The organism is Streptomyces sp. NPDC014995, from assembly GCF_043080745.1.
In the GTDB taxonomy this organism is placed as follows: domain Bacteria; phylum Actinomycetota; class Actinomycetes; order Streptomycetales; family Streptomycetaceae; genus Streptomyces.
On record NZ_JBIBVX010000017.1, the window covers coordinates 1 to 23568 of the forward strand.

23 protein-coding genes and 2 pseudogenes are annotated in these 23568 nt (G+C 69.5%); 14 read left to right on the forward strand and 11 right to left on the reverse strand.

What is annotated here, in order from left to right; genetic code table 11:
- Positions 1-91: 91 nt before the first annotated feature.
- Both ACF1A1_RS30145 and ACF1A1_RS30150 read right to left on the reverse strand, forming a co-directional pair.
- Positions 92-793: a bleomycin resistance protein gene (locus tag ACF1A1_RS30145; RefSeq protein WP_392004169.1), complete on the reverse strand. Its 702-nt coding sequence runs from the start codon at positions 791-793 to the stop codon at positions 92-94.
- 114 nt (positions 794-907) lie between these two features.
- Positions 908-1012 (reverse strand): annotated as a pseudogene (locus ACF1A1_RS30150) (IS5/IS1182 family transposase); the annotation flags it as partial.
- Positions 1013-1070: 58 nt separating this feature from the next.
- On the opposite strand from ACF1A1_RS30150, the gene ACF1A1_RS30155 reads away from it, so the two are divergent.
- Positions 1071-1265 (forward strand): hypothetical protein, encoded by a 195-nt coding sequence (locus ACF1A1_RS30155; protein WP_392004170.1) that lies wholly within the window; start codon positions 1071-1073, stop codon positions 1263-1265.
- 285 nt (positions 1266-1550) lie between these two features.
- Here ACF1A1_RS30155 and ACF1A1_RS30160 read toward each other — a convergent pair whose 3' ends face one another.
- Positions 1551-2423 carry a trypsin-like serine protease gene (locus tag ACF1A1_RS30160; protein WP_392004171.1) on the reverse strand — a complete coding sequence of 291 codons (873 nt, stop codon included), beginning with the start codon at positions 2421-2423 and terminating at the stop codon, positions 1551-1553.
- Between the two features lie 449 nt (positions 2424-2872).
- Here ACF1A1_RS30160 and ACF1A1_RS30165 point away from each other — a divergent pair, with 449 nt between their 5' ends.
- Positions 2873-3532, forward strand: a complete 660-nt coding sequence (locus tag ACF1A1_RS30165) for a TetR/AcrR family transcriptional regulator (RefSeq protein ID WP_392004172.1) — start codon at positions 2873-2875, stop codon at positions 3530-3532.
- On the opposite strand, the gene ACF1A1_RS30170 is transcribed toward ACF1A1_RS30165, so the two are convergent.
- The 4 genes from ACF1A1_RS30170 to ACF1A1_RS30185 form a co-directional block, all read right to left on the reverse strand.
- A complete protein-coding gene (locus ACF1A1_RS30170; protein WP_392004173.1) occupies positions 3516-4883 on the reverse strand; it encodes a phenylacetate--CoA ligase family protein in 1368 nt (455 codons plus the stop codon). The genes ACF1A1_RS30165 and ACF1A1_RS30170 overlap by 17 nt on opposite strands.
- Positions 4880-6541, reverse strand: a complete 1662-nt coding sequence (locus tag ACF1A1_RS30175) for a carboxylesterase/lipase family protein (protein WP_392004174.1) — start codon at positions 6539-6541, stop codon at positions 4880-4882. The genes ACF1A1_RS30170 and ACF1A1_RS30175 overlap by 4 nt, the downstream gene beginning before the upstream one ends.
- Positions 6542-6576: 35 nt before the next feature.
- Positions 6577-7851, reverse strand: a complete 1275-nt coding sequence (locus tag ACF1A1_RS30180) for a choice-of-anchor Q domain-containing protein (RefSeq protein WP_392004175.1) — start codon at positions 7849-7851, stop codon at positions 6577-6579.
- A gap of 585 nt (positions 7852-8436) precedes the next feature.
- Positions 8437-9081 carry a class I SAM-dependent methyltransferase gene (locus ACF1A1_RS30185; RefSeq protein WP_392004176.1) on the reverse strand — a complete coding sequence of 215 codons (645 nt, stop codon included), beginning with the start codon at positions 9079-9081 and terminating at the stop codon, positions 8437-8439.
- Between the two features lie 199 nt (positions 9082-9280).
- Here ACF1A1_RS30185 and ACF1A1_RS30190 point away from each other — a divergent pair, with 199 nt between their 5' ends.
- On the forward strand, positions 9281-10042 hold the full coding sequence (locus ACF1A1_RS30190) for a transposase family protein (RefSeq protein ID WP_392004177.1): 762 nt from the start codon (positions 9281-9283) through the stop codon (positions 10040-10042).
- 19 nt (positions 10043-10061) lie between these two features.
- On the opposite strand, the gene ACF1A1_RS30195 is transcribed toward ACF1A1_RS30190, so the two are convergent.
- Entirely contained in the window at positions 10062-10772 is a 711-nt protein-coding gene (locus ACF1A1_RS30195; RefSeq protein WP_392004178.1) for a 2-phosphosulfolactate phosphatase, read from the reverse strand.
- Positions 10773-11015: 243 nt separating this feature from the next.
- Between ACF1A1_RS30195 and ACF1A1_RS30200 the strand changes: the two are divergent.
- Positions 11016-11267: pseudogene (locus ACF1A1_RS30200) on the forward strand (cupin domain-containing protein); the annotation flags it as partial.
- Between the two features lie 322 nt (positions 11268-11589).
- On the forward strand, positions 11590-12081 hold the full coding sequence (locus ACF1A1_RS30205; RefSeq protein ID WP_392004179.1) for a hemerythrin domain-containing protein: 492 nt from the start codon (positions 11590-11592) through the stop codon (positions 12079-12081).
- A gap of 251 nt (positions 12082-12332) precedes the next feature.
- On the opposite strand, the gene ppk2 is transcribed toward ACF1A1_RS30205, so the two are convergent.
- Positions 12333-13322, reverse strand: a complete 990-nt coding sequence (ppk2, locus tag ACF1A1_RS30210; protein ID WP_392004180.1) for a polyphosphate kinase 2 — start codon at positions 13320-13322, stop codon at positions 12333-12335.
- Positions 13323-13605: 283 nt separating this feature from the next.
- Here ppk2 and ACF1A1_RS30215 point away from each other — a divergent pair, with 283 nt between their 5' ends.
- Complete coding sequence (locus ACF1A1_RS30215) at positions 13606-14031, forward strand: DUF6003 family protein (RefSeq protein WP_392004181.1); 426 nt, start codon at positions 13606-13608, stop codon at positions 14029-14031.
- A 34-nt stretch (positions 14032-14065) separates the two neighbouring features.
- Here ACF1A1_RS30215 and ACF1A1_RS30220 read toward each other — a convergent pair whose 3' ends face one another.
- Positions 14066-15031: a YihY/virulence factor BrkB family protein gene (locus ACF1A1_RS30220; RefSeq protein ID WP_392004182.1), complete on the reverse strand. Its 966-nt coding sequence runs from the start codon at positions 15029-15031 to the stop codon at positions 14066-14068.
- 204 nt (positions 15032-15235) lie between these two features.
- Here ACF1A1_RS30220 and ACF1A1_RS30225 point away from each other — a divergent pair, with 204 nt between their 5' ends.
- From ACF1A1_RS30225 to ACF1A1_RS30260, 8 genes are all read left to right on the forward strand, one after another.
- Positions 15236-16120 (forward strand): LysR substrate-binding domain-containing protein, encoded by an 885-nt coding sequence (locus ACF1A1_RS30225; protein ID WP_392004183.1) that lies wholly within the window; start codon positions 15236-15238, stop codon positions 16118-16120.
- A 73-nt stretch (positions 16121-16193) separates the two neighbouring features.
- The gene (locus ACF1A1_RS30230) at positions 16194-17255 is read left to right on the forward strand and encodes a tartrate dehydrogenase (RefSeq protein WP_392004184.1); all 1062 of its coding nucleotides are present in this window, start codon (positions 16194-16196) and stop codon (positions 17253-17255) included.
- Between the two features lie 164 nt (positions 17256-17419).
- The gene (locus ACF1A1_RS30235) at positions 17420-17656 is read left to right on the forward strand and encodes a hypothetical protein (protein ID WP_392004185.1); all 237 of its coding nucleotides are present in this window, start codon (positions 17420-17422) and stop codon (positions 17654-17656) included.
- Positions 17657-17759: 103 nt separating this feature from the next.
- Positions 17760-18896, forward strand: a complete 1137-nt coding sequence (gene solA, locus ACF1A1_RS30240) for an N-methyl-L-tryptophan oxidase (RefSeq protein WP_392004186.1) — start codon at positions 17760-17762, stop codon at positions 18894-18896.
- A 115-nt stretch (positions 18897-19011) separates the two neighbouring features.
- A complete protein-coding gene (locus tag ACF1A1_RS30245; protein WP_392004187.1) occupies positions 19012-19686 on the forward strand; it encodes a haloacid dehalogenase type II in 675 nt (224 codons plus the stop codon).
- Positions 19687-19938: 252 nt separating this feature from the next.
- Positions 19939-20487, forward strand: coding sequence for a hypothetical protein (locus ACF1A1_RS30250; protein ID WP_392004188.1), 549 nt, complete (start codon positions 19939-19941; stop codon positions 20485-20487).
- Positions 20484-21158, forward strand: coding sequence for a hypothetical protein (locus tag ACF1A1_RS30255; protein WP_392004189.1), 675 nt, complete (start codon positions 20484-20486; stop codon positions 21156-21158). Before ACF1A1_RS30250 ends, ACF1A1_RS30255 begins: the two co-directional genes overlap by 4 nt.
- 105 nt (positions 21159-21263) lie before the next feature.
- A complete protein-coding gene (locus ACF1A1_RS30260; protein WP_392004190.1) occupies positions 21264-22073 on the forward strand; it encodes a PucR family transcriptional regulator in 810 nt (269 codons plus the stop codon).
- A 184-nt stretch (positions 22074-22257) separates the two neighbouring features.
- On the opposite strand, the gene ACF1A1_RS30265 is transcribed toward ACF1A1_RS30260, so the two are convergent.
- Positions 22258-23223, reverse strand: coding sequence for a glycoside hydrolase family 6 protein (locus ACF1A1_RS30265; protein WP_392004191.1), 966 nt, complete (start codon positions 23221-23223; stop codon positions 22258-22260).
- Positions 23224-23568: the final 345 nt, after the last annotated feature.

Below are 23568 nucleotides of genomic sequence, written 5' to 3' on the forward strand. Positions count from 1 at the left end.
ACAAGCGCGACTACATCTTCAACGGCACCCTGACCGTCACCGCGATCGTCATCTGGCTCCGCGACACCGTCCAAGAGCCACCAGAAACGGCCTAGACCTGCAACTCGTCGAGACGCGTGAGGTCGTCGTGGACCGAGTCCCGTTCCTGGGCCGTGAGACGGATCGCGGCAGCTTTGGAGAGCGCGGACATCGCGGTCTCTTCGTCACCGAGGCGCCTGGCGACATCCGCACGCAGCACCAGGAGGCGCAGCAACTGCACGTGCGTGGGCCGCTTGTCCTCACGACGCAGTACCCGGTCGAGGACCTTTGCGGCTGCCGCCGGGTCGTCCCTCGAGTCCGCGAACAGTGACGCGTAGTGCAGGGCCCGGGAGAAGGTCTCCTTGGGTGCGGGCCGGTGGTGCAGGTCCTCGCTCATCGGCTGACCGATGCGGATGCAGTTGCCGCCCGGATCGGTCATGAGGAACTGCCGCATGCCGTGCGACGCGTCCCTCAGTGCCCCGATACGTGGCAGTCCACGGGAGGGAACCCTCCCATACCTTGCTTTGAGGCCGGCCCGGAAGGCCGCATGCAGCCCGTCGACGTCATCGGTCCGGATGTAGCAGGTGCTGAACGATTTGGTCGGGTCGTAGTGCTTCATCCCGAAGAACTGGAGCTCAATGCCGCCGCGTTCGACAACCGCGTACGGATTGGGGCTCATCTGCTGGAAAGTCACGTCGAACCCGAGGGCGCAGTAGAAGTCGAGCACGGGCTGGATGGTCTGGCACGGCAAGATCGGAATCGTCTTCTCGCTCACGCGAGAAGTCTAGTCAAACTTGACTAGATGGGGGGAGGGGTCGCCGGTGACCCGCGCTCAACGCACGTCGCAGTGCCGGGCTGCGTCGGGCTGTTGCCTGGAGGCGTCAGTGTGCAGCCAGCGACGTCGCCCTGATCGTTCGCTTGACTCGATCCCTTTGCGGACGATCCGTACCCCGATCCGATTCCAGCGGAGTCGTCTGCGCGGGTCGGCACGGTTGCAGGCCGATTCGTTTGGATCACTCCCGCTGGCCGAGGTCGTCGGTGATGATGTTCGTGTGACCGATCGCGTCAGCGCTCTGATCTCGGCTTTCGGTGTTCTTGCCAGCACGGTGCTGCTCCTCGGCGCCGTTCGCCAGTACCACTCCGGGACATCGGCTCTCTGGATCGCGGCTGGGGCTGTGATCTTTCTCAGCGCCTTGTACGCGCTCGTACGGGATGTGCGACGACTGCGTACAGGACAGGCGACCTGACGAACGACGCTGATCCAGAGCATGTCCTTCGCTCGTTGGCCCGCGTGTGCCGTTGACCGACGCGCAGTGGGCGCGGATCGAGCCGTTACTCCCGGACAGGACCCCCGTCCTCGAGGGCGTCGCCGTGAAGGGGTCGCACCGATCGGTGCCGGCCCCCTCGCCGGAAGGCTTCCGGTCCGGTCGCCGGACGGGCCCGCCGCCGACGGCTCGTCCGAGCCGCGGTCGACGGCGGGCCCGGCAGCGCGGTAAGGCGCTGCGGAGGGGGCGCGCTCCGCCCGGCGGGCGCTACGGCAGTTTCACGAACGGCGCCAGGAAGGCACGGGCGCCCGGCGTGTCCAGGCGGTACGACACGTTCGTCGCGTAGCACGGGCCGTCGCCGGTGATCGTGGTGGCCGCGAGCACAGTCCGGCCGCCGATCACGGCGAAGTTGGGGCCGCCGGAGTCGCCGTAGCAGGCGCCGCCGTTGCCCTGGGGTTCGGTCATCGCCAGGCGGACCCACGCGTCGTTGAGGGCGTCGAAGGTGACAGGCGCCTTCATCCGGACACCGCCGCCGGGGTGGGTCTGGCCGCCGGGGCCGCGCTGCGCCTCTTGGGTGCCGTATCCGGCGACGAACCAGTCGGTGGAGTTCAGCGCCTGCGGGCCGAGTGCGCCGAGCTGGTTGGCGGTGGGCAGCGTGGCCGGGGTGAAGGTCCAGCGGGCCTTGACCTTGGTCGCGGGCAGCTCGATCACCGAGATGTCGTGCGAGTCGGACGCGGGCCCGGGGTAGCCGGGGTGGCTGTGGGCGGTGCCCTGGACGGCGACGGCGCCGGCCTGCGCGGCCGGATCGCCGGGGTACTTCTTCGCGGCGGCGTCGAGGCCCGCCTGCACGTCCTGGTCCAGGGACACGTAGAACCTCACGTTGTCGGGCCAGTCGGTGGTGCAGTGCGCGGCGGTCAGGAACGTGTCCGCGTCGATCATGGTTCCGGAGCAGACCCAGTCGACCCGGTCGGGTGTCGTGGGGTCGCCGTCGTTGTCCCAGGTCGCGACGAGCGCGCCGACCTCGGTGCGCTCGGGTGCGGGTGTCGCGTTGTACGAGTTGATGGCCGAGGACGGCAGGGCGGTGGCTAGCACGGCGGCACAGGCTGCGGCGGTGACGGCGGAGGCGCGTAGGGCGGTCAAGAGAAACCCTTCTACTGATGGGACGGGTGTTCTCCTGTGGGGGGTGGAGCAGCGCCAGTGAAGCGCCTGGGGGCGGCCGCGACAAGAGCACGCCCGCCCTTCCAGGGTTTTCCCTCTGTAGGGGTTGTGGGTGGTCAGCCCGGCGCGCGTTGTGGTCGCCGCCGCACGGCTTGACGTCCCGCAACAGGCAGGCAGGCAGGCTGGCAGGCAGGTCGGTCGGTCGGTCGGCGCATCCGCTGGTCCGCGCCCCGCTCCCCAATGGGGCGACGCGACGCACCCGCTGGTCCTGCTCGTCCTCCATCAGGTCCGCAAGCGGCCCGCATTGAACGAAGCAAGCGTGCCCACCGGCTGACCACGCGAACCGAGGCCGAAGGTCGGTAGGCAGAGGAAAGCGGTGATGCTCGCCAACCCCAAGGCCGCCTTCTTCATGATTGCGTAGAGTCGGCCCTATGACGGAGGCACCGGCTCTGGACCGTGGCGCGCGGTCCCGCGACGCGATTCTCGACACCGCCGGCGATCTGATGGCGCGGCACGGCTACGCCGCCACGTCCATCTCGATGATCTCCGGCGCATGCGGTCTGCCGGTCAGTTCGATCTACTGGCACTTCCGCAGCAAGGACGGGATCTACGTCGCGGTGCTGGAGCGCGCCAGGACCGCACTGCTGGCGGCCCTGCCCCCGGCCGAGGTGCCCGGCGCCGATGTCGTGCAGCGTCTGGACACCTTCCTCACGGAAGTGGAGGGCGCGTTCCAGCGCCAGCCGCGGGGGGTGAAGCTGCTGCTGGGGCTGGGCATGGTGCAGCAGGACGCCAGCGCGGCGGCGGTGGCGGAGGTGCGTCACTACCGCGACGCGCTGGTGGCCTGGGCCCGGGATTCGGTGAGTTCCGTCTTCGGCCTGCGTGACTGCCCCGAGGTGGCGGACGAATTGGCGCGTTTCACCCTGAGGATGGCGAGTGGAACGGCGGTGGCCCGTTGGTTCGAGCCGGACACGGTCGTGGAGACCGGACCACTGCGCGTGGCGTTGCTGGCGCTGGCGCGTCACCACGGCGTTCCGGTGGGGGACGTCCCTGGTGAGGACGCCCCCTCTCACGGCGTCACGACCAGGGAATGACGACCCGATACTTGCCGCCCGGGGACTGCTCGGGTGGCTCGTGGGCGCGTTCGACGTTCACCTGACCCGCACCGTGCGCGGTGAGCAGGGCGACCGTCTCCTTTCGCACCGCCGCCCACAGCTGGTCCGGATCGGCTGCGGCGGCGGAGCGGATCCGCACGCGCAGGCGCGTGGGCTCCGTCTGGACGATCTGGAACAGGTCGATGCCCGGGATCCTCTCCAGGAGGGTCTCGAAGGCCATGGGCACGATACGCACCGTGCCGCCGTCGCCGAGCGGGAAGGACAACAGGTCGGCCGCGCGGCCACGCACCCTGATCGCGGGAAGCGGGTCTCCACACGGGCACGCGTCCGGACGCAGCAGAACGCTGTCACCGAGGTCGTAGCGCAGGATCGGCTGCGCCCATCGGCACAGGCTGGTCAGCAGCACGGTGTGGGACTCCTGGCCCGGCGGTGTGGGGCGGTGGTCGACGTCGACGGGCTCCAGGATCAGCCAGTCGCTGTGGAGATGGAGCCATCCGGACGCACAGCCGTAGGCCAGGGCGAGGCTCTCGTTGCAGGCGTAGGTGTCGATCAGGTGCGCCCCGAAGGCCGAGCGGATCCTTTGGTGGTCGCGGTCGCTGACGCCTTCGGCCAGCAGTGACACCACGGCCGGGGTGATGTGCAGCCGGCCGGCCAGCTGCTCGCCGGCCAACAAGGCGATGACCGTGGCATAGCCGGCCAGGAATGCCGGGCGGTGCCGGTTGAGCCGGTCCACCAACTCCGGCAGCGGGCTGTGCACCGACAGCACCCGGCTGTCCCGGGAGGGCAGCCGGCCGGTCGCGCCGGTGCGGACGATGACGGAGTACGCGGCCAGATGGCCACCGGTGGCCACGATGTGCGCCGACCGCACCCGGCGAACGAGCAACCGGGCGGTCACCATGGGGGTGAGGGTGCGCCGGGCGGCCCGCAGCGACAGGGCCCTGACCACCGCCGCCGCACGGTCGTCGAGCAGGAACAGGCCCCGGTGGCCGGTGGTTCCGGACGTGGTGGTGACCAGGTATCGGCCGAGGAAGCGTTCGCCGGCCCGTCGGGGATCGGCGACGAAGGCCCGTACGCGATCGATGGTCACCTCGGGATCGGTGACCCAGTCGTCGAAGCGCGCCATCAGGTCCGGCTTGCGGGTGACCGGCAGCAGGGCGGGGTCCTCGACGCGTGCGGGCAGGGTCCGGTACAGCTCCCGGTAGTACGGGGAGTGGGTACGGGCGAAGTCGACCATCGTGGCCAGCCGTTCCCGTTGCCGCTGCGCCAGGGCGTGCGGGCCCTGGCGCAGCGTCCGGCACCCGTCCCGGAACAGGGCGAGCGCCGAGGTCATCGCACGGCTCCCTGGAGAGCGGGGGAGGGGTGCCAGAACGGGCAGTGGTGGTCGGCCGCGAAGTCCGTGGTCGGGCCGACCCGGTCCGGTGCCAGCACCTGGATGTGGTCCCCGGCGGCCGTGTAGCGCGGCCAGGGCGGAGTTCCGGGCGCGTTGGGATTGCCGGTGGCTGCGAAGCGGGCCCAATAGGCGGTCATCGTGACGGACAGCCGCCGCTGGGCGGGCGTAAGGGGCGCCAGTGCGTCCGTGGGGAAGAGATAGGCCAGTTCGGAAGCGTGGAAGGCCCCCTGCGGCGTGTGCGGTGCCGGGATGAACGGCGGTGCCTGGGGGTCGGCGAACTCGTAGGCGTAGACGGGAGTACGGCTGCTGTACAGCCGGCTGTCGTCCCGTGCCGGGCAGGCGAACCGCTGGTCGGTGCCGACGGCGGAGTAGGCCAGGTTCGGGGAGGGGTACGCCGAGGCGGGGTACGCGTCCAGGACCTCGGCCGCGCGGTTGCCGTACTGGAGCCCGATGAGGGCGGCGTACGAGTCGGGAGTCAGTGGGCCGCCGCCGAGCAGATCCACGTACAGCGCGGTGAAGTAGCGGTATTCGTCACGGGTGCTGCCGCTCAGTGCCGGGACCGCGTTCACTCGTCCCTCGGCCCACGCCGTGTGCGGAGGGCGGGGGAGGACCTGGGGGCCGGTGTTCGGGGCCCACAGGGAGGCGGCTGCTGTCCCGGTGACGCGGATGAGCTCGGTGGTGGGCACGGCACGCAGGCAGCTCGCCGCGGTCGCCGGGTCGGTGCAGCCGACCGAGGCCGCGAAGTCTCCCCCCTTGCGTTCGGCCGCGTCGAGTGTGAGGGGCGTCAGACCTCCACCCCCGGCGCAGGCTCCGCTCTGCTGGATCGCCCGGTGGAAGAGGCCTTTCGCGGTCGGCGAGGCGATGTGGAGGCAGGTGTCCGCCGATCCGGCGGACTGGCCGCCGAGGGTGACCCGGTCGCGGTCGCCGCCGAAGGCGCCGATGTTGCGCCGTACCCAGTGCAGCGCGGCCTGCTGGTCCATCAGGCCGTAGTCGCCGGAGGCGTGGTCCGCGCTCTCGGCGGACAGGGCGGGGTGGGCCAGGAAACCCAGTGCTCCGAGGCGGTAGTTGACCGTCACCACGACCACACCCCGCGCGGCCAGCGCGGCGCCGTCGTAGTCGCTGCCCGCGCCGTAGGCGTTGGCGCCGCCGTGCAGCCATACCAGCACCGGGAGAGGCCGGCTGTTGCTGCGGGCGGGTGTCCAGACATTGAGGTACAGACAGTCCTCCACGGTGCTGCCGGTGCGGTTGGACTCGCCGGGCAGGACCGGGCCGCCGTCGGGGAGCAGCGTGAGCGGTAACTGGGGGCAGGGGTGGGCCGGTGCGGTGGCGTCCCGCGTGCCGGACCAGCGCGCCGCCGGTCGCGGCGGACGCCAGCGCATTTCACCGGTCGGCGGGGCGGCGAACGGGATGCCGTGGAAGACCCGCCCGCCGTCGCGGACGGCCGCCCCCCGCACCCAGCCCCGGTCGGTGCGCACGACCAGGGAGTCGGGGTCGGAAGCGGCGCGGGCCGTGGGCGCGGGGACGGTCAGTGACAGGAGCAGGGCCGCCAGGGCGGCTGTGGCGCGGGCCAGAAGGGGACGCAGGCTCGGGGCTCTCATCCTTGGCTCCAGGTGCCGGTGTAGGGGGTGGGGGGTCAGGGCGTTCGCTCGTAGGCGCCGATGTCACAGGAGGCGCCCTGGGGGCGCGCGACGCCGCGCTGATCGGTGGCCGTGCAGTCCTCGGCCGCGTCCAGGGCGGGGCTGCCGGGCAGCAGTGCGACGGTGTCGGTGGGGCCGCCGTTGTCCGCGAGCGGTCCGATGAGCGGGGTGCGGCTGGGCAGATCGCCGGCCGCGGTGAGCCGGCAGCTGCCGTCGCCGTCGAGGTTGTGGCCCTGGGACGTGATGGTGGCGAAGGCCTTCTTGCAGTTGGCGGGGGCGCCGTCGACGGTGTTGCCCGCGATGACGGAGTTGCGCAGCGTGAGGCGCCCGAGGGGCAGATCGATGATGTCGGGGATCGGGGAGGGCAGGCTGTCGAGGTAGGCGGGGGCGATGTTGATGCCGCCCCCGCCGTCGCTGGAACGGTTGCCGGTGATGGTCGAGTTGAGGATTTCTACGGGGCCCGTCCCCCGGATGTCGATGCCTCCGCCGTAACCGGCGAGGCTGCCGGGGCGGTTGCCGGGGTTGGTCACCCGGTTGTCCGCGATCGTCGAGTTGGTCACGGTGCCGGTGTCGTCGAACCTGATGCCTCCGGCCTCGCCCGCGACGTTCCCGCTGACCGTGCTGTCGATCAGATCGAGGTGGGAGTCCGGGACGTTGAAGATGCCGCCGCCGTAACCGGCGGAGTTCCCGGTCACGGTGACCCGGCGCAGCGTCATGTGACGGCCGTTGGCGATCGCGCCACCACCGGTGTCGGTGATGGGCAGTTCGCGTTGCCTGGTCACTCCTCCGGTGATCGTCAGGTCGGACAGCCGGGTGTCCGCCTGCATGCGGAAGGCCCGGTCCAGCTGGTTGGCGTCGATGACTGTGGTCCGTGCGCCGGCGCCCTCGATCGTGGTGGGGGCGGTGACGTTCAGGTCGCCGGTGGTGGGGTCGGGGTTGTCGCCGATGATCAGCCGCGGGTCGGGCGGGATCGTCAGCCGGTAGTGGCCGGGAGGCAGCGTGATCGTACTGCCCGGCCGGGCGTTGGCGGCCATCACCGCGGCACGCAGGCTGCACGCGCCCGAGGCGGTGAGACACCGGCCGTCCGACCCGTCGGCGTCGACCGCGTCGGACGTGGTGTCCACGGTGAACTGAGCAGGCCCGGCGGCCGCGGGAGCGGCGGCACGGGCGACGTGCTGAGCGGCGGGACGGGCGGCGTGAGGTACAGCGGGATGTGCGGCGGTGGCAAGGAGGACGACGGCGGTCGCGGCCGTGACGGCTGTGGCCTTCATGGGAGAACCCCTCTCGGCGAGGAATCCGGGCGTACCAGGACTCGGCTTGTGCGAGGACTCTGTGCTGGTGCGCGATGCACGGCTCGTACGGGGAACGCGTCGGCGCGGCCGGGGGGTGCGCCTCCTGGGTACTGCCCGCGGTCTGGAGCGAGCGTTCCATTCAGACTGTCCCGTGTCCACCGGCGGACGGGGAAATGGCCGAATGGGGGTGCCGCGGCCTGGATGAAAGGAAGCCGGCCGGGCAGCCGAACCGTCGGCGGCGTACTGCCGGCCCGGTGAGCGAACCAACCGGGGCGGCCCCACGCTCCCCAACGCAGCGTGATGGGCGGCGAGTTGTGGGGTGCTCAGTCCCGTGGGGGAGTTGCTGTCCGGCCGCGTCCTCGCCGGTGGTGTCGCGCTGTGGGCAGACCTGCTCCTCCTCGCGACTCCGGCGGCGGTAGACGGCGGCGTTGCTCCTGCTGCCGCAGCCCCGCTTGGAGTACCAGCGTCAGCGGTCGCTGCGCTCCCGCTGCCCGTGCGGAGGAGTGGGTGCGGACCGGCCTTCTACAGCGGACTTCGATGACGAAGAGCGCGGCGAGGGGGTGCTCACGGCAGGCGTAGCGCTCGCAGGACGGTGTCGTGGGAGTGGTGTGTGCCGGCGGGGGGCTGGGTGGTGCGGGGGCGGGTCTCGTTGATCAGGATGTTCCAGGTGGAGTCGAGGAGCTGGGCGATGTCGTCGGGTTGGTAGTAGTCGGCGGGGTCGAAGCCCTCCTCCTGGTGCAGGGCCAGGTCCGCGAGGGCGTGGGTGGCAAAGATCAGCGTGCCACCGGAGGCGACAGCATCCAGAAGGCCGCGCAACGCAGCGTGGCCCGGCTGACGCTTGAGCGGGAAATAGTGGACGGACACCAGGTCGAAGGCACCTGCCGGGGGCGGCGTGGTGGTGAGGTCGGCCCGGGCCCACGCCACGCGGCCCTCGACGTCGGTGGCAGCGGCGGCGGCACGTTGCAGGGCGATCTCGGAGATGTCGACCGCGGTGACCTGCCAGCCGCGCCGGGCCAGCCAGAGTGCGTCGGCCCCTTCACCGCATCCGACGTCGAGCGCCTGGCCTGGTGGCAAGTCGATGGTCTCGGCGACGAGCACTCCGTTGGGGTTGCCGCTGAATATCCGGTCGCGGCTGCGGTACATCTCGTCCCAGCGTTGGACCACGTCGTACTGATCGTCGCTGCTGTTGACCTGGGAATTTCGGGTCATGGTGACCACCTCCGACTCCAAAGTGCGCCCACGTCGGCAATAGGGCGAAGTTCTTTGCGGAAAATGCAAAGCGCAGGCACGGAGCCGTTTCCAACCTGATCGCTTGGCTGGTGCGACGGGCGGGCGCCCTGGCGTCGGGAAGTGGTGAAGCGTAGAAGGATCGTCAACCAAGATCAACCCGCACCACCAGGAGCTTCGCGTGCTGGTGCACCCGTCGGCGATCGATCTGTCCAACCGCGGCTTGCGCTTCCTCGCCCAACACCTCACCCGCCGGCAGCGCGAGATGGGCCCCCGCTGGCGCAAACTCCCCGCCGGACAGCAAGCATTGCTCGCCCTGGCCCACCTGCGCCGCGGCGACACCTACGCCCAGCTCGCCGCCGGCTTCGGGGTCGGCATCGCCACCGGCTACCGCTACATACACGAGGCGATCAACGTCCTGGCTGCCGTGGCCCCCACCCTGGAACAGGTCGTAACGGCCGCCTCCACCAAGGCGTATCTCATCCTCGACGGCACGCTGCTGCCAATTGACCGGATCGCCGCCGACCGCCCGTTCTACTCCGGCAAACACAAGAAGCACGGCATGAACGTGCAGGTGACTACCGACCCCTTCGGGCGCCTGATCTGGGCCTTGCCCGCTCTGCCCGGCGCCACCCACGACATCACCGCCGCCCGCACCCACCAAGTCATCGACGCTCTGGCCGAGGCAGACATCAAGTGCTTCGCGGACAAGGGATATCAGGGTGCGGGAGGCACCGTGGTCGTCCCCTTCCGCGGCAAGCACCGGAACCTGTCCGCCGGCAAGCAGGCGGTCAACGTGGCCCATGCGAAGGTCCGCGCCGTGGGCGAGCAGGCCATGGCCACGCTCAAGGGCTGGCGCCTGCTGCGCAAGCTGCGCTGTAGCACCACCTGGATCACCGACATCGTCAAGGCCGTCCTCACCCTCCACCTCGCGTCAGCGTGAGGCGGGAACGGCTCATCAATTACCGTGCGCGGTGTACAGCGGACACTGCATCTGGTCGAGTCCGGAGCGGCCGCAGCACTGCCATCCCTTCCTCGCGTCCGACCTTCATGGCGAAGTCGAACCGGTCCACCTCCAAACACAACCCCACATCGGCGGGGTGAGCACCGCGGCGTCGCCCGCCGCGCAGGTCGTCCGCGGCCGGAGAGGTACGGGCACGATGCAGATAGGGGCCGGGGTCGAGACGATCCCCGGCCAGGAGCCGGTCAAGGTACTCCGCGCAGGCCAGATCCTCGGCGGCACGGCCGTCCTCGCCGGTGGCCACGAACGTCACCGAGTCGGCGCCGGCGTCCGCCAGGGCCCGGGCCGTCGCGCCGGCCACGACGAAACTGGCGCACAGCGCCAATTTCGCCTCGACAACCGCCAGGGCCCCAACCGTTCCCGCAGTGGTCTTCTGGATCACGGTGCGACCGGCCAAGTCGGCCTCCTGGATCAGGCCAGGGGAGTTGACCAGGTCGAACCCGCTGGCCGGTGCCCCGTCCTTGAGCGCAAGCCAGCCCGGGTGCCACGCCTTGATTGACAGTGCCTCGTCCTCGTCGACAGCGAGAACGATCTTGTCTGCCCCGCGGTGGAAAGCCCAGGCGGTGGTGGTGAACGCCCGCATCACGTCGATCACGACGGCCACCTGTTCGGTGCCGTCCACCTTGGGTATTCCGACTACTCGCGAGTCCATGCCGGCATGGTCCCAGCCCACTGAAGCGCCCCACAAGACAGGTTGCCGATCTTTCGGCGACTCGGAGATCTGCTGGGCGGCTGCCTCGCGGGCACACGCTCGAGTAACTGGGCGGGCCGGCGGGAGATCAGCGGCTCGTTGCCTGTGATCTCAGCTAGACATTCAGCAAGTTGGAAGGGACTCACGGTGAACGTATGAGCGATGACTTCGGTGCGGTGCTGGCCGCGGTGCCTGACCGACGGTCGCGAACCCGACCCCCGCTCGCACGAGGGCTACCACTGGCTGTACGTCCTGCGCGGCCGCCTACGCGTCGTACTCGGCGACAAGGACTTCATCCTCACCGAAGGCGAAGTCGCCGAATTCGACACCCACCTCCCGCACTGGTTCGGCAACGCCGACGAACACCCCGTGGAATTCCTCAGCATCCTCGGCCCTCAGGGCGAACGCGTCCACATCAAAGCCCGCTACCGCCCCGATGACCCCCATCCCCTCTGAACACCCCGCAGGCACGTACCACCCAGGGCGGGACCACAGCTCACCCACCGGACAGCCTTGAGGAGTCACGGGGCGGTGGTGGGTCGATCTGCCGCGGCTGGTGAGGACACGGATGCCGTCGGCGCAGGTGGGGACGATCGACAGCCGGTTTCCCGCAACGCTGAAGCAGCTCCCTATGTTGTCCTGCGGGAGGCGGTGAGCTCTGCGTATGGTTCACCCGCCCACGGGCGCCGGGTGTGGTTGAAAGAAGGCTCACTGAACGTGGCGGGCGGGGGTAGTCGGTCTCGGCAAGGTTCCCTCATACGAAAGTGAAGCCCACTCCATGGCCGAGACACGAGACGTCGTCGAGCTCATCCTCCAGGACCACCGCAGAATGGAGGACCTTTTTCGTCTGATGCGCAGCGTCGAAGCCGACCGAGCAGCAGCGCTGCGGGAGTTCGCCGATCTATTGGTCGCGCATGCGCTGGCCGAGGAGGCGAAGGTGTACCCCGCCCTCAAGCGCTACAAGAAGATCGATGACGAAGAGGTCCAGCACGGCGAGGAGGAGCACGAGGAGGGCAACGAGGCACTCCTCGAACTCCTGGAGGTCGACGAGGTCGGCTCCGAGGAGTGGGACGCGAAACTGGAAGAGCTCGTGGAGGCCGTCACCCACCACGCCGACGAGGAGGAGCGCACGATCCTCAACGGAGCACGCGAGAACGTCGCCATGGAGCGTCGAGAGGAGTTGGGTGATGCGTTCCTGGAAGAGCGTGAGCGTCATCTGAAGGCGGGCTGCGGCGCCGTGGACAACGTGCGCCGTATCGTCCGCTCCTGATCGCGATCCCGTCACCGCGACGTGTGGTGTGGTGCGTTGGTGGGGGACAAGCAGGTGCGGGGCCCCGCCCAGGGCCCGCAGAAAGCCCGTCTCGCGCTGTGTCGGACGGGCTTTCTGCGGCGCCCCCTTCCGAGCAATCCGCGGGGACGGAGCGCGGCCGGCCGGACGGCCGCCGCGTCGGACAGGTCCTGGTCTCCGCCTGCGATTCCCTTCCGCAGCAACGGAACGTCCTGCGGAAGAGACCTCTCCGCCTATTGCGCCTCCCCGTTCGCAGGTGCGGGGGTCCGTCTGGCGGGATGATGCCCGGGGCCTTCCTCCTGGGTGACGAGTGGGGTCGGGGAAAGCGCTGTGTCCTCTTCGCCCGGTTCGAGGAGGGTGGCCGCGGCGCCGACGATGAGCGGGTCCGGCTTGCCGACCGCTTCTACGTCCTTGGCCGCGTAGTCGACCCGGTGGAGGAGGCTGCGCATGGCCTCGAGGCGGGCACGTCGTTTGTCGTTGCTCTTGACGACGGTCCATGGGGCGTGCTCGGTGTCGGTGGCGCGGAACATCTCCACCTTGGCAGTGGTGTATTCGTCCCAGAGATCAAGAGACTGAAGGTCGGTCGCAGAGAGTTTCCACTGACGGACCGGATCGACCTGGCGTATCGCGAAGCGCGTTCGCTGCTCCGCTCTCGAAACGGAGAACCAGAACTTCACCAGGATGACGCCGTCTTCCACGAGCATCTTCTCGAAGACCGGACATTGCTGGAAGAAAAGTTCGCATTCATGCTGCGTGCAGAATCCCATCACGCGTTCGACTCCTGCCCGGTTGTACCAGGAGCGGTCGAAGAAGACGATTTCTCCCGGTCCGGGGAGATGGTTGATGTAGCGCTGGAAGTACCACTGGCCCTTTTCCCGTTCCGTGGGCTTGTCAAGAGCGACGATGTTGGCGCCTCGGGGGTTGAGGCGTTCGGTGAAACGCTGGATGGTGCCGCCCTTGCCTGCGGCGTCCCGGCCCTCGAAGATCAGGACCAGACGACCGCCGGTGTCCTTGATCCACCGCTGAAGCTTGAGCAATTCGATCTGCAGGACCCGCTTGGTTCGCTCGTATTCTTTGCGGCTCACTTTTTTGTCGTACGGGTAGTTTTCCCGCCAGGTGGTTATCGGTTCTCGGGTGCCGTCGAGCAGGATCGGTTGTTCCGGCCGGCGGTCGTCCACCGTCAGCCCGTCCAGCAACCGTGCCTCAGTCTCATTGGGGTCCATTCCGCCATCGCTCCCGTGTCGTCAGTCGTCTTTGTCGAGTTTCATGAGAGGGGTTGCCCGAAACGCTGCGCTTCTCGCCTGTTTCTGCGAACGGGAAACTATGGGCATCACTGGTCGCGTCAAGGCGGCCCAGCCGGCCCTGCTCGCACCGCATCGGCGGCAGTGGGATGCACCGGAAGGAGTTCGTCGACGCCGACGAGGGTGCGCCATGGCGGCCCGGCGGTAATTCGGGCGCACCGGGGTAATGGGAAGTCGATCAGTCCCCGTTGAGAAAGAGCTGAGGATGACCGACGACGCCTACCTGTTCCTGCTTGACGACGCGTCTGCGCCGCTCGGCGTGGCCCCGACCGCCGTCGGCGATCTCGCGTGCATGGAGACTCCCGCGGTACGCGCGTGGCTGGACGCTCACGGAGCCACGCCGACCTCCCCGCACCTGCGCCTGCTTCCACCGGAGGAGACAGCGGCCGTGCCCGAGGGAGCGGAACGGCTGCCCGTCCCATTGAGCGACGAGGAATTGAGCCGGGTCCGCCACCGGATGGCACCGGAGCCGCTCGCCCGGGTCGAGGAGGAGCTGCTCGCCTACCGTGACTGCGCGGACGGCCGGGACGGCCTGATCGGACGCGCACTGGCCGCCGGTGTGCCACCGCACCGCATCGTCGAACTGACCGGGGTGGATCCCGCGACGGTGACTGCCGCGGCGGGCGGCTGACGACGCGGCGGGCGGCCTCAGCTGTCGTCCGGTCTCACACCCCTGGTCCGGGGTCTGGCTGGACAGCTGATTCGCCGCCGGCGCGGGCCGCTTCCAGCTGGGCGGCGAACGCGATGCCGAGGAAGAGCGCGACGGCGGTGAGGTTGGCCCACAGCAGCAGGGCGATGAAGGCGGTGAGCGGCCCGTACACGGCGCCGAAGGCACCGCTCTCCTGGACGTACAGCGCGAGCAGCCATGTGGCCGACACCCACAGCAGGAGGTGCAGGGCCGAGCCGAAGGCCAACCAGGTGTAGCCGGGCTGGACGCGGCGGGGCGACCAACGGAAGATCACCGCGGAGGCCACCCAGGCCAGCGCGAGGCCCACGGGGATGTCGAGCACCCCCCACCATCGCGGCCCGCTGCCCTCCCAGCCGGCGGAGTCCGCCAGCGCGTCGCCCACGGCTTCGCCGGCCACGAGCACGACGAACCCCAGCACCAAGGGCAGACCGGCGGCGATCGCGAGAACGATCGCCCGCGCGTACTTGCGCGGGAAGGGGCGATCGCGCTCGATGCCGTAGATACGGTTGGCGCCGCGCTCGATCTGGCCCATGGCCGAGGCGAGGTTCAACAGCGCGAAGCCCAGACCCAGCCACAGGGCGAGCGTGCTCCAGACATCGCCGTGAGCAGTGCGCCGCGTCCCTTCGAAGGCGTCCTCGACGATCTCCGCGCTGGCGCCCGGCACGATCCGGCCAAGCGTGAGTTCGATGATCCGGCCCACACCCTCCGTGTGCACCGACGTCGCCAGCCCGACAAGCGCCACGGTGCACGGAACCAGCCCGAGCACCACCTGGAAGGCGAGAGCCCGCGCGTTGGTGAAGCCGTCCGCGTAACGGAACCGCGCGAAGGAGTCGGCCAGCAGCCGCAGCCCTCCGTAGTGGCGCAGGGCGGTGAACGCCTCGTCTCCGGAGAGCTCGTCCCCGATCATGTCCCGGGTCTGTGGGACGTGGACGGCGGTACCCATGGCGTGGACGTCTCCTTGTCGTACGGCTGCTTTCCTTCCGGTTGCCCCGTAACCCTTCCCGTCCGACCTCGTACGTCCGACACGGCTCGCGGACCTTACGGCCAGTGCATCGGTGGTCCGTACTTCGTCGAGGCGATCCTGCACGTAACCATGGTCGGGACCGATTGAGTCGTCGGTTGATTTCTTGAGGGGCAGAGGACGCGTATGGACATTCGGCAGCTGGAGTACTTCCTTGCGATCGTTGATCGTGGGGGGTTCAACCGTGCGGCCTCGGCTCTGTACGTGTCGCAGCCGTCGCTGTCGCAGGCCGTGCGGGCACTGGAGCGTGACCTCGGCTCCGAGCTGTTCCATCGCATCGGGCGCAGGGCAGTCCTGACGGAGGCCGGAAGGGCCCTGATCGGGCCCGCCCGGGAGGCCGTGCGGAGTCTGGAGACGGCGCGGGCGAGTGTCGCGGCGGTGCATGAGCTGCGTGAGGGGCGCCTGGATGTGGCGTCGATGCCGTCGCAGGCGGTGGAGCCACTGACGACCTTGGTGAGTGCCTTCAGCCACCGGTATCCCGGCGTCTCCGTTGCCATCCATGCGGCGTTCACGTCGCGTGATGTGATCGACATGGTGCGCACGGGTGCCGTGGAGTTGGGGCTCCTGGCGTCCGCCGGTCCGGTCTCCGACAAGGAGGTCGTCTCCCATGCGCTGGGGCGGCAGCGTTTTGTGCTGGTGGTGCCGGCCGACGGCCCGTTCGCTGATCGGACGGCGGTGGAGTGCCGGGAGCTGGCGGGACAGCGGCTGATCGTCGGGCAGCCGGGTACCGGGATGCGCGCCTACGTCGACGCGCTGCGGGAACAGGGCATCGAGTTCACCGTCGCCGCCGAGACCGAGCACCGCGTGGCGCTCATGCCCCTGGTACTGGCCGGGGTCGGGCTCGCGGTGGTCACGGATTCCTGGCGGGACGTCGCCCGGCGACTGGGCGCCCGCGTCCTGGACATCGAGCCGGAGACCACCTTGGACATCGCCCTCGTCAGCCGCCGCGGCAGCCTGTCGCCCGCGGCAGCCGCGTTCGTCACGAGCGCGACCTCGGCCACCGACAGCTGATAGGCACCGCTTATAAGGGAGATCCGCTTTGCGTCTTGGACGCCCCACGGACCGCCTTGCTGCAATCGACGGCATGACGACGAACCACCGCATTGCCCTGATCCCCGGCGACGGCATCGGAGCCGAGGTACTGCCCCCGGCACAGCAGGTGCTCGATGTTCTCGGCCGCCGCCACGGCTTCAGCCTGTCCTACACGTCGTACGACGACTGGTCGTGCGAGCGGTACCTGCGGGAGGGCGCCATGATGCCCGCCGACGGGATCGACCAGCTGCGCGACAAGGACGCGATCCTGCTGGGTGCGGTGGGATACCCGGGGGTGCCCGACCATGTCTCGCTGTGGGGGCTGCTGATCCCGATCCGGCGCAGCTTCCGCCAGTACGTCAACCTCCGGCCCATCCGTGTCTTCGAAGGCATCGACAGTCCGGTGCGCGGCGCACGGCCGGGCGAAGTCGATTTCGTCGTCGTGCGCGAGAACATGGAAGGCGAGTACAGCCAGGTCGGCGGCCGGCTCAACAGCGGCTTCCCGGACGAGATCGCCGTGCAGGAGGCCGTGTTCACCCGGGCCGGCGTCACACGCGTGCTGGACTACGCCTTCACGCTCGCCTCCCAGCGCGGCGGCCGCCTGACCTCCGCGACCAAGTCGAACGGCATCGTGCACACCATGCCGTTCTGGGACCAGCTCGTCACCGAGCGGGCCGCCTCGTTTCCGCAGGTCGCCTGGGACCAGGAGCACATCGACGCGCTCGCGGCCAAGTTCGTCCTCGAACCAGCCCGCTTCGACGTCGTCGTCGCCTCCAACCTCTTCGGCGACATCCTCAGCGACCTCGCGGCCGCGGTCGCCGGATCCATCGGCATCGCCCCGGCGGCCAACCTCAACCCCGAGCGGGACTTCCCCTCGATGTTCGAGCCGGTGCACGGCTCCGCGCCCGACATCGCGGGCCAGGGAATCGCCAACCCGCTGGGCGCGATCTGGTCCGCGGCCATGATGCTCGACCACCTCGGCCATCCCGCCGCGGCCAGGGACATCACGGACGCGATCACCTCGGTCCTGGCCAAGACCGATATCCGCACTCGTGACCTGGGCGGAACCGCGACCACCGCCGAGTTCACCGACAAGCTGATCGAGCTCCTCTGAGCCATCTCCACCCTCGGTGGGCGGCAGCGACGACGCCGCCCACCGCTCACCGGGCACTCCCGCGCCCTCTCCCCCTTTCCCGAGCGGCGCCCCCACCGGCCTTCCCTCGTGGCGAGGACCGTTCCGCGTCCCGGTCGCGCCGTTCCTCAACGAGGAGAAACGCCATGGCAGCACCCGTGTCCCCGACCCCGCCCAAGCCCAACCCGCCAAGCGCCCTGGTCAAGCAGCTCTGCTTCTGGGTCCTGACCGCCATCGTCGCCGGCATCCTCACCGGCTGGTTGTGGCCCTCGGCCGGTACCACCAGGGAACCGGTCGGCATGGCCTTCGTCGCAGCCTTCACGATGCTCATCACCCGATCGCCGGCAAGGTGTGCAGCCCGGCCTTCCCCAGGCCGAAAGTGAACGTCATCCCCAGCGGGACCCGAACCGGAAGGGTCCGCAGGGTGTCCGCACCGTGCTGGGGCCCGACTACCACCCAGACCACACCATCGAAAGGAGCGACCTCATGCGCATCCCGAAGCGCGTCGCCGTGATCGGTGCCGGCAGCATGGGCAGCCAGGCCATGTGGCGACTTGCCGCCCGCGGGGCCGAGGTCATCGGCTACGACCGGTACGCCCCGGGTCACGACCGCGGCGCGGCCGGGGGTGAGACCCGCATCTTCCGAGCCGCCCACCTCGGCGAACCCGGGTACATTCCGCTGCTGCGACTCGCCGACCGGATGTGGGAGCAGCTCCAGGCGGAGACGGGCTTCTCACTGCGCCGCCGCAGCGGCTGCCTGGTCATGGGGGAGACCGCCTCGCCGTCGATGCGTCTCCTCCTCGCCACCAGCGCCACCCATCGTCTGGATCACGAGGTACTGGACCGGGAGGAACTGGCCCGCCGCTATCCGCAGCACCGTCTCCCGGACGGACACACCGCCGTACTCGACCGCGAGGGCGCCATCATCAGGCCCGAGGCGTCGGTCCAGGCCGCCGCCACCCGCGCCGAGCAACTGGGCGCCCGGCTGCACCGCTACACGCCGGTGCGGGAGATCGCCCCCGCGGCGGGCGGCGGGGTACACATCGTCACCGACCACGGCACGGACCACGTCGACACCGCGGTGGTGACCGTGGGCCCCTGGATCAACACCCTGCTCCCGGACCTCCCACGGACCGTGGACATCCGCCGGGTGATCTGCTCCTGGCACCTGCCCACCCGCCACGACTGGTTCGCGGGCGGCGCCCCTCCTTTCGTGCGCAGCACACCCCACGACTGCTTCGGGCTCCCGTCGCCCGACGGCATCTCCGTCAAGCTCGGTCTCTCCTTCGCACGCCATCTGCCGGTGCCCGAGCCCGAACGGCTCGACCGTACGGTCCGCCCGGAGGAACTCGGCACCTTCCGCGAGCTCATCCGTGAACTCATGCCCGATCTGAACCCCGACCCCATCAGGCTGTCGGTCTACATGGAGGGCTACACGGAGTCCGGGAACCCGCTCGTGGGTCGTCTCCCCGGCGAGGACGACATCATCGTCATGGCCGGATTCTCCGGCAGCGGCTTCAAACTCTCGCCCGCCATGGGCGAGATCGCCTCCGACCTGGCACTCGACGGCACCACTGATCACCCCGTCGACTTCCTCGCTCCGGCAGGAGTCGGCGCCGCCTGATCCCCGGCGATGCCGACGGCATCGCCCCCCACCTCGACATCTCTGTCATGGGCATTCCTGAAAAGGCCCGCACCGGCCGTAACCAGTTCCCCTAAGCAAAGAGTGGAGCACCATCATGAGTAATCCCTCCTTCCGCCCGAAGTACGTCTCGTTCGACTGCTACGGCACGTTGATCGAGTGGCCGATGACCCCCATCACGCGTGAGCTCGTCGGCGACCAGATCCCCGCCGAGCAGTGGGACCAGTTCGTGCGGGAGTTCCGCGGCTACCGCTACGACCAGGTCCGCGGCGAGTACTACCCCTACGAGCAGGTGCTGCAGGACTCCTTCGAGCGGGTCTGCCGCAAGTGGGGTGTGAAGGCCGCGCCGGACGCGGGCAAGCGGTTCGCCGACGGCGTGCGCAGCTGGGGCCCGCACGCCGACGTGCCGGAACCGCTGAAGAAGATGGGCGAGCACTACAAGCTGGTGATCCTCTCCAACGCCGACGACTCCTTCCTCGCGGAGAGCGTGCCCAAGCTCGGGGCGGACTTCCACGCGGTGTACACCGCGGAGCAGGCCGGCTACTACAAGCCTCGCTACGCCGCGTTCGAGTACATGCTCGACCAGCTCGACGCGTCCCCCGAGGACTTCGTCCACGTCTCCTCGCACACCCGCTACGACCTGATGCCGATGCACGACATGGGCTTCCGCAACCTCATCCTCCTCGACCGTGGCTGCGACCCGGTCACCCACGGCTACGACTACGTGGCCGTGAAGTCCCTCGACGAGCTCAACCGGATGCTCGGCACCTGACGCGCGACGCACGTCGTCCCGCACGGACAGCTCCGAAGGACCCAGGAGGCGCCCGATGGGAGCCAACCGGATAGGACGCAGAACCGTACTCCGGGCACCGCAGGCACGCTGGGCCGCCGCCACCGCGGTGACCGGCATCACGGTCACGACAGTCAACTACCAGTCGACGCAGGTCAGCGTGTCCCGAAGAGCTGGACCGGCTTCTGGAACACGGATGCCTTCAGCGGCCCCCGCTCGCTGCGCAGCGCGGAGGTGGACCTGCCCGAACTGGAGTTCGCGCTGCTGACCGACGGCGTTCCGCTGGACAAGCTGTACCTGCTGGATGTGGACCGGGCGTTCGCCAAGCTCTTCCCGCACGGCTCGGTCGTCCCTGGCGCTGTCAAGCTGCTCTCGGACGACGTCCTGGCCACGTCGCCGACCTCGCCGAAGAACCTCAAGACCGGGTTCGACGCGGACGTGGCCTGGTGGGAGAGGGACCGTGACGCCGTCCCCAGACGCTGGCGGGAGTGGGCCGACGCCACTTTGACCGCTCGCCGCTCACCAGCTGGCCGCACCCCAGTGCTGCAAGGCGAGCGGCCCGGCACCCGGTCTGGCCTGATGGCCAGTCGATCAGACTTGGGTGGTACTGAGTGGGCGTTGAGTCCGTTTCCGGTTGCAGCGGTGGGCGCGCCTGAGCAGCCCACCGCCAACGGAGTGCGGACCCGGGCCCGTCGTCCGACCGTTCGATCCGATCGCGAGCGGCAGCGGCCTTCTCGAACTGTGGCGCGGCGATGGGACGCGCACGTTACGGTGCCCGGATGACATTCGAAGATCATGACCCGTCGGGCCCCCGCACGAACGACGCCTGGGCCGATGCCCTGGCCCGCGCGGTGCAGCTCGCGCTCGCCACGCTGCGGCCGACGGCTGCTCAGGCTCAGGCATGGGAGGCGAAGGCAGGTTCGCTGGAGTGGACGTGCTGGGAGACGGCCGAGCACCTGGCGGACGACCTGTTCTTCTACGGCATGCAGATCGCGACGCCCGGCCTACCGGCCGGCACCTATGTCCCGCTCGAGATGCACCGCCAACGGCCCGAAGGGCCGGTCAACATACTCCAGGCCGCGCGGGAGCCGGGCCCGTCCGGGCTGCTGACAGTTCTGGAGGCGTGCGGTGCGATGCAGGTCTCCCTGACTCGCACAACTCTCCCGTCGGCCCGTGCCCACCACGCCATGGGCGCCTCAGACCCGGCCGGTTTCGCGGCGATGGGCATCGTCGAGACCCTTGTCCACACGTACGACATCGCAGCCGGTCTCGGCATGCGGTTCACCGCCCCCGACGATCTCTGCGCGCTGGTCCTCGGACGGCTCTTCCCGCATGTGGAGCGCGGCGAGGAGCAGTGGCCGACGCTGCTGTGGGCGACCGGGCGAGGTGAGCTCCCGGGGCGGGAGCGGCTGGAGAAGTGGCGCTGGTACGGGGAGGCGCGTGAGGCGGAGTGAGGCTCGCTCCCGTTCAGCGGGCCGCCTTCTCTAGGAGAACCTGCCGTACGCCGCACTGGCCCCCTGGACGGTGCGCGGCCGGCCACCGCGCTGGTGGTGCTGTCCGTGCCGGCGGTGACCGAACGGCGCTTCCGCTCCCCCGCGGACGCCCGCGCCCGCGCCGAGGCGCTGGGGCTGCCGACCCTCGGGCACCGCCTCTTCGCCGTGGTCATCCGCCACACGCACACCGGCACCGGCGAGCACCTCGACGAACGGATCGCGAAGGCGATGGCGCAGACCGGCATCCGCGCCCTGGTCGGCGAGACGGCACCGGGCCGGATCGGCATACTCCTGGCCCTGGCACAGGCCAGCGCCTGGCAGCCGGTCGCCGAACGGATCGGACGTCTCTGCCGCGAGGAACTCGGCCCGGAGGCCGTCGTCGCCGTCGGCCCCGGCGTGACCGACCTCTCCGGGATCGCCCGGTCGTGGCAGGAGGCCGAGCAGACGGCCGAGGCCATCATGCCCACCTCGCCCGACCGCTGGTTCCACGTCCCCGCCGACATCGGGCTCCCCGAACTGCTGGGCGTCCTGCGGAACGACACTCGCTTGCAGCGCTACGCGGAGCGGCAGCTCACCCGTCTCATCGAGCACGACGACCGCAACGGTGGCGACCTGCTCCCCGCCCTGCGCGCCCATCTGGCGGCAGCCGGGAACAAGTCGGTCGCGGCGAAACAGGCCGACATGTCCCGGCAGGCCTACTACCAGCGCCTCCACACCATCGAACGGCTGCTCGGCTGCGATCTGGAGTCGGGCCTGCAGTGCACGTCCCTGCACGTCGCGCTGCTGTGCTGGACGCCCGAGGAGCAGCGGTTCGCGGCACATGAGGAGCACGGCAACTGCCGAAAAGGGAAGATCGGTCGATATGTGGAACAGTGAACTAATTATCGAACCGATCGGCGCTGGAGTTTGAGTCCCAGGCGTGCAGAAGACCGGTTCTCCCGCCGGGATCCAGCGTGTAGTCGCAGTCGCAGTCGCAGCAAGACCCGCCGTCCTGCGGCCGGGCGCGGCGCCGGTGGCCCGGTCGCGGGGCGGAAGCGAACCGGGCCACGGGAGTCTGGGATCAGTAGCCGTAGATCATCTTGTAGGCGACCTCGGGGAGGAACTGCCCGGCCGAGGAACCCGCTCCTACGCCGCAGTTGCCGTCGGACTCGCCCGGTGTCTTGATCCACAAGAGCATTTCGGCGCCTCCGCCCAGTTGGGTGGGGGTGCCGATACGACGGCCCGCGGGGTTGCACCACTCGCCGTTGGAGCCGTTGCCGTTGCGGCTGGTGTCCACGACGAACGGCTTGGAGTAGCCGTAGCGGGCGCTCAGTTCCCTGTTGATGGCGTTTCCGTAGGCCGTGTTCTCAACCGTGGGGATGTAGTTGGAGATGTTGAGCGAGAAGCCGTGGGCCTGTCGGAGGCCGGCTTCGTGCAGGCGCCGGGCCATGGTCGCCGCGTCGACCCAGCGCGGGTTGCCGGCGTCCATGTAGACCCAGGTGTTGGGGGCCTGGCGGCTGAACTGGGCGAGGGCGCCGGTGAGCATGCCCTCGCGTTCGTCGATCTGCGCCTGGGTCATGCAGCCGTAGTCCCCGAGGGAGTCCGGTTCGAGGACGACGATGGCCGGGCGGTTGCCGATACCGCCGGCGAACCGGGCGATCCAGTCGGCGTAGGCGGACGGCGAGGCGGCTCCGCCTGCGGAGTGCCCGCCGCAGTAGTCGCGGTTGTAGATGTTGTAGGCGACGAGGACGGGTAATTTGTCGACGCGGTCCGCCGCTCCCGCGTACGCGCCCGTCGCGGTGCCGATGGCGCCGCTCCAGGAGCCGAACCAGCGGGCCATCGGGGTGTTGGCGATGGAGGCGTTGATGGCGGCGGCTCGGCCGTCGCCTTGGTTGGCGGCTACCCACCTCTTCGGGCTGGAGTCGGGGTCCACGTAGAACCCACTGGTCATGGTCGTCGGGTCGGCCGCGTGCGCGGACGGAGCGACGGCGAGCGCCAGCGGCAGAGCGAAGAGTGCTGCGGCCAAGGCGCGGAGTCGGCGGCGCATGACTGAACCTCAACTTCCTGGCAAGGGTGTGTCGCACCCTCTGGTCCCGAGCGTGCGACCTGAGCAAGAGCGGTGGTACGACCTGAGTTGGGAGCGCTCCCATTGGAAGCGTTCCCAAGAGCACCGAAAAATTGTTGGGGGTGTGCTCGGTATGGTCTGGCGGGCTAGTTGAGCTGTCAAGAGCCGATGCGCAACCTGTTCGCATGGCGAAAACCAGACTCTGTGGCAAGGACTGGAAGCGCTCCCAGTCATAGGCGGCGAGGACTCCCTGCCTCGCCCTGCGACGTCCGCTGGCGGGTGGCAATGCCATGGGTCGGGGTGAGACGCTTCCCGTCCGGTCGTGAG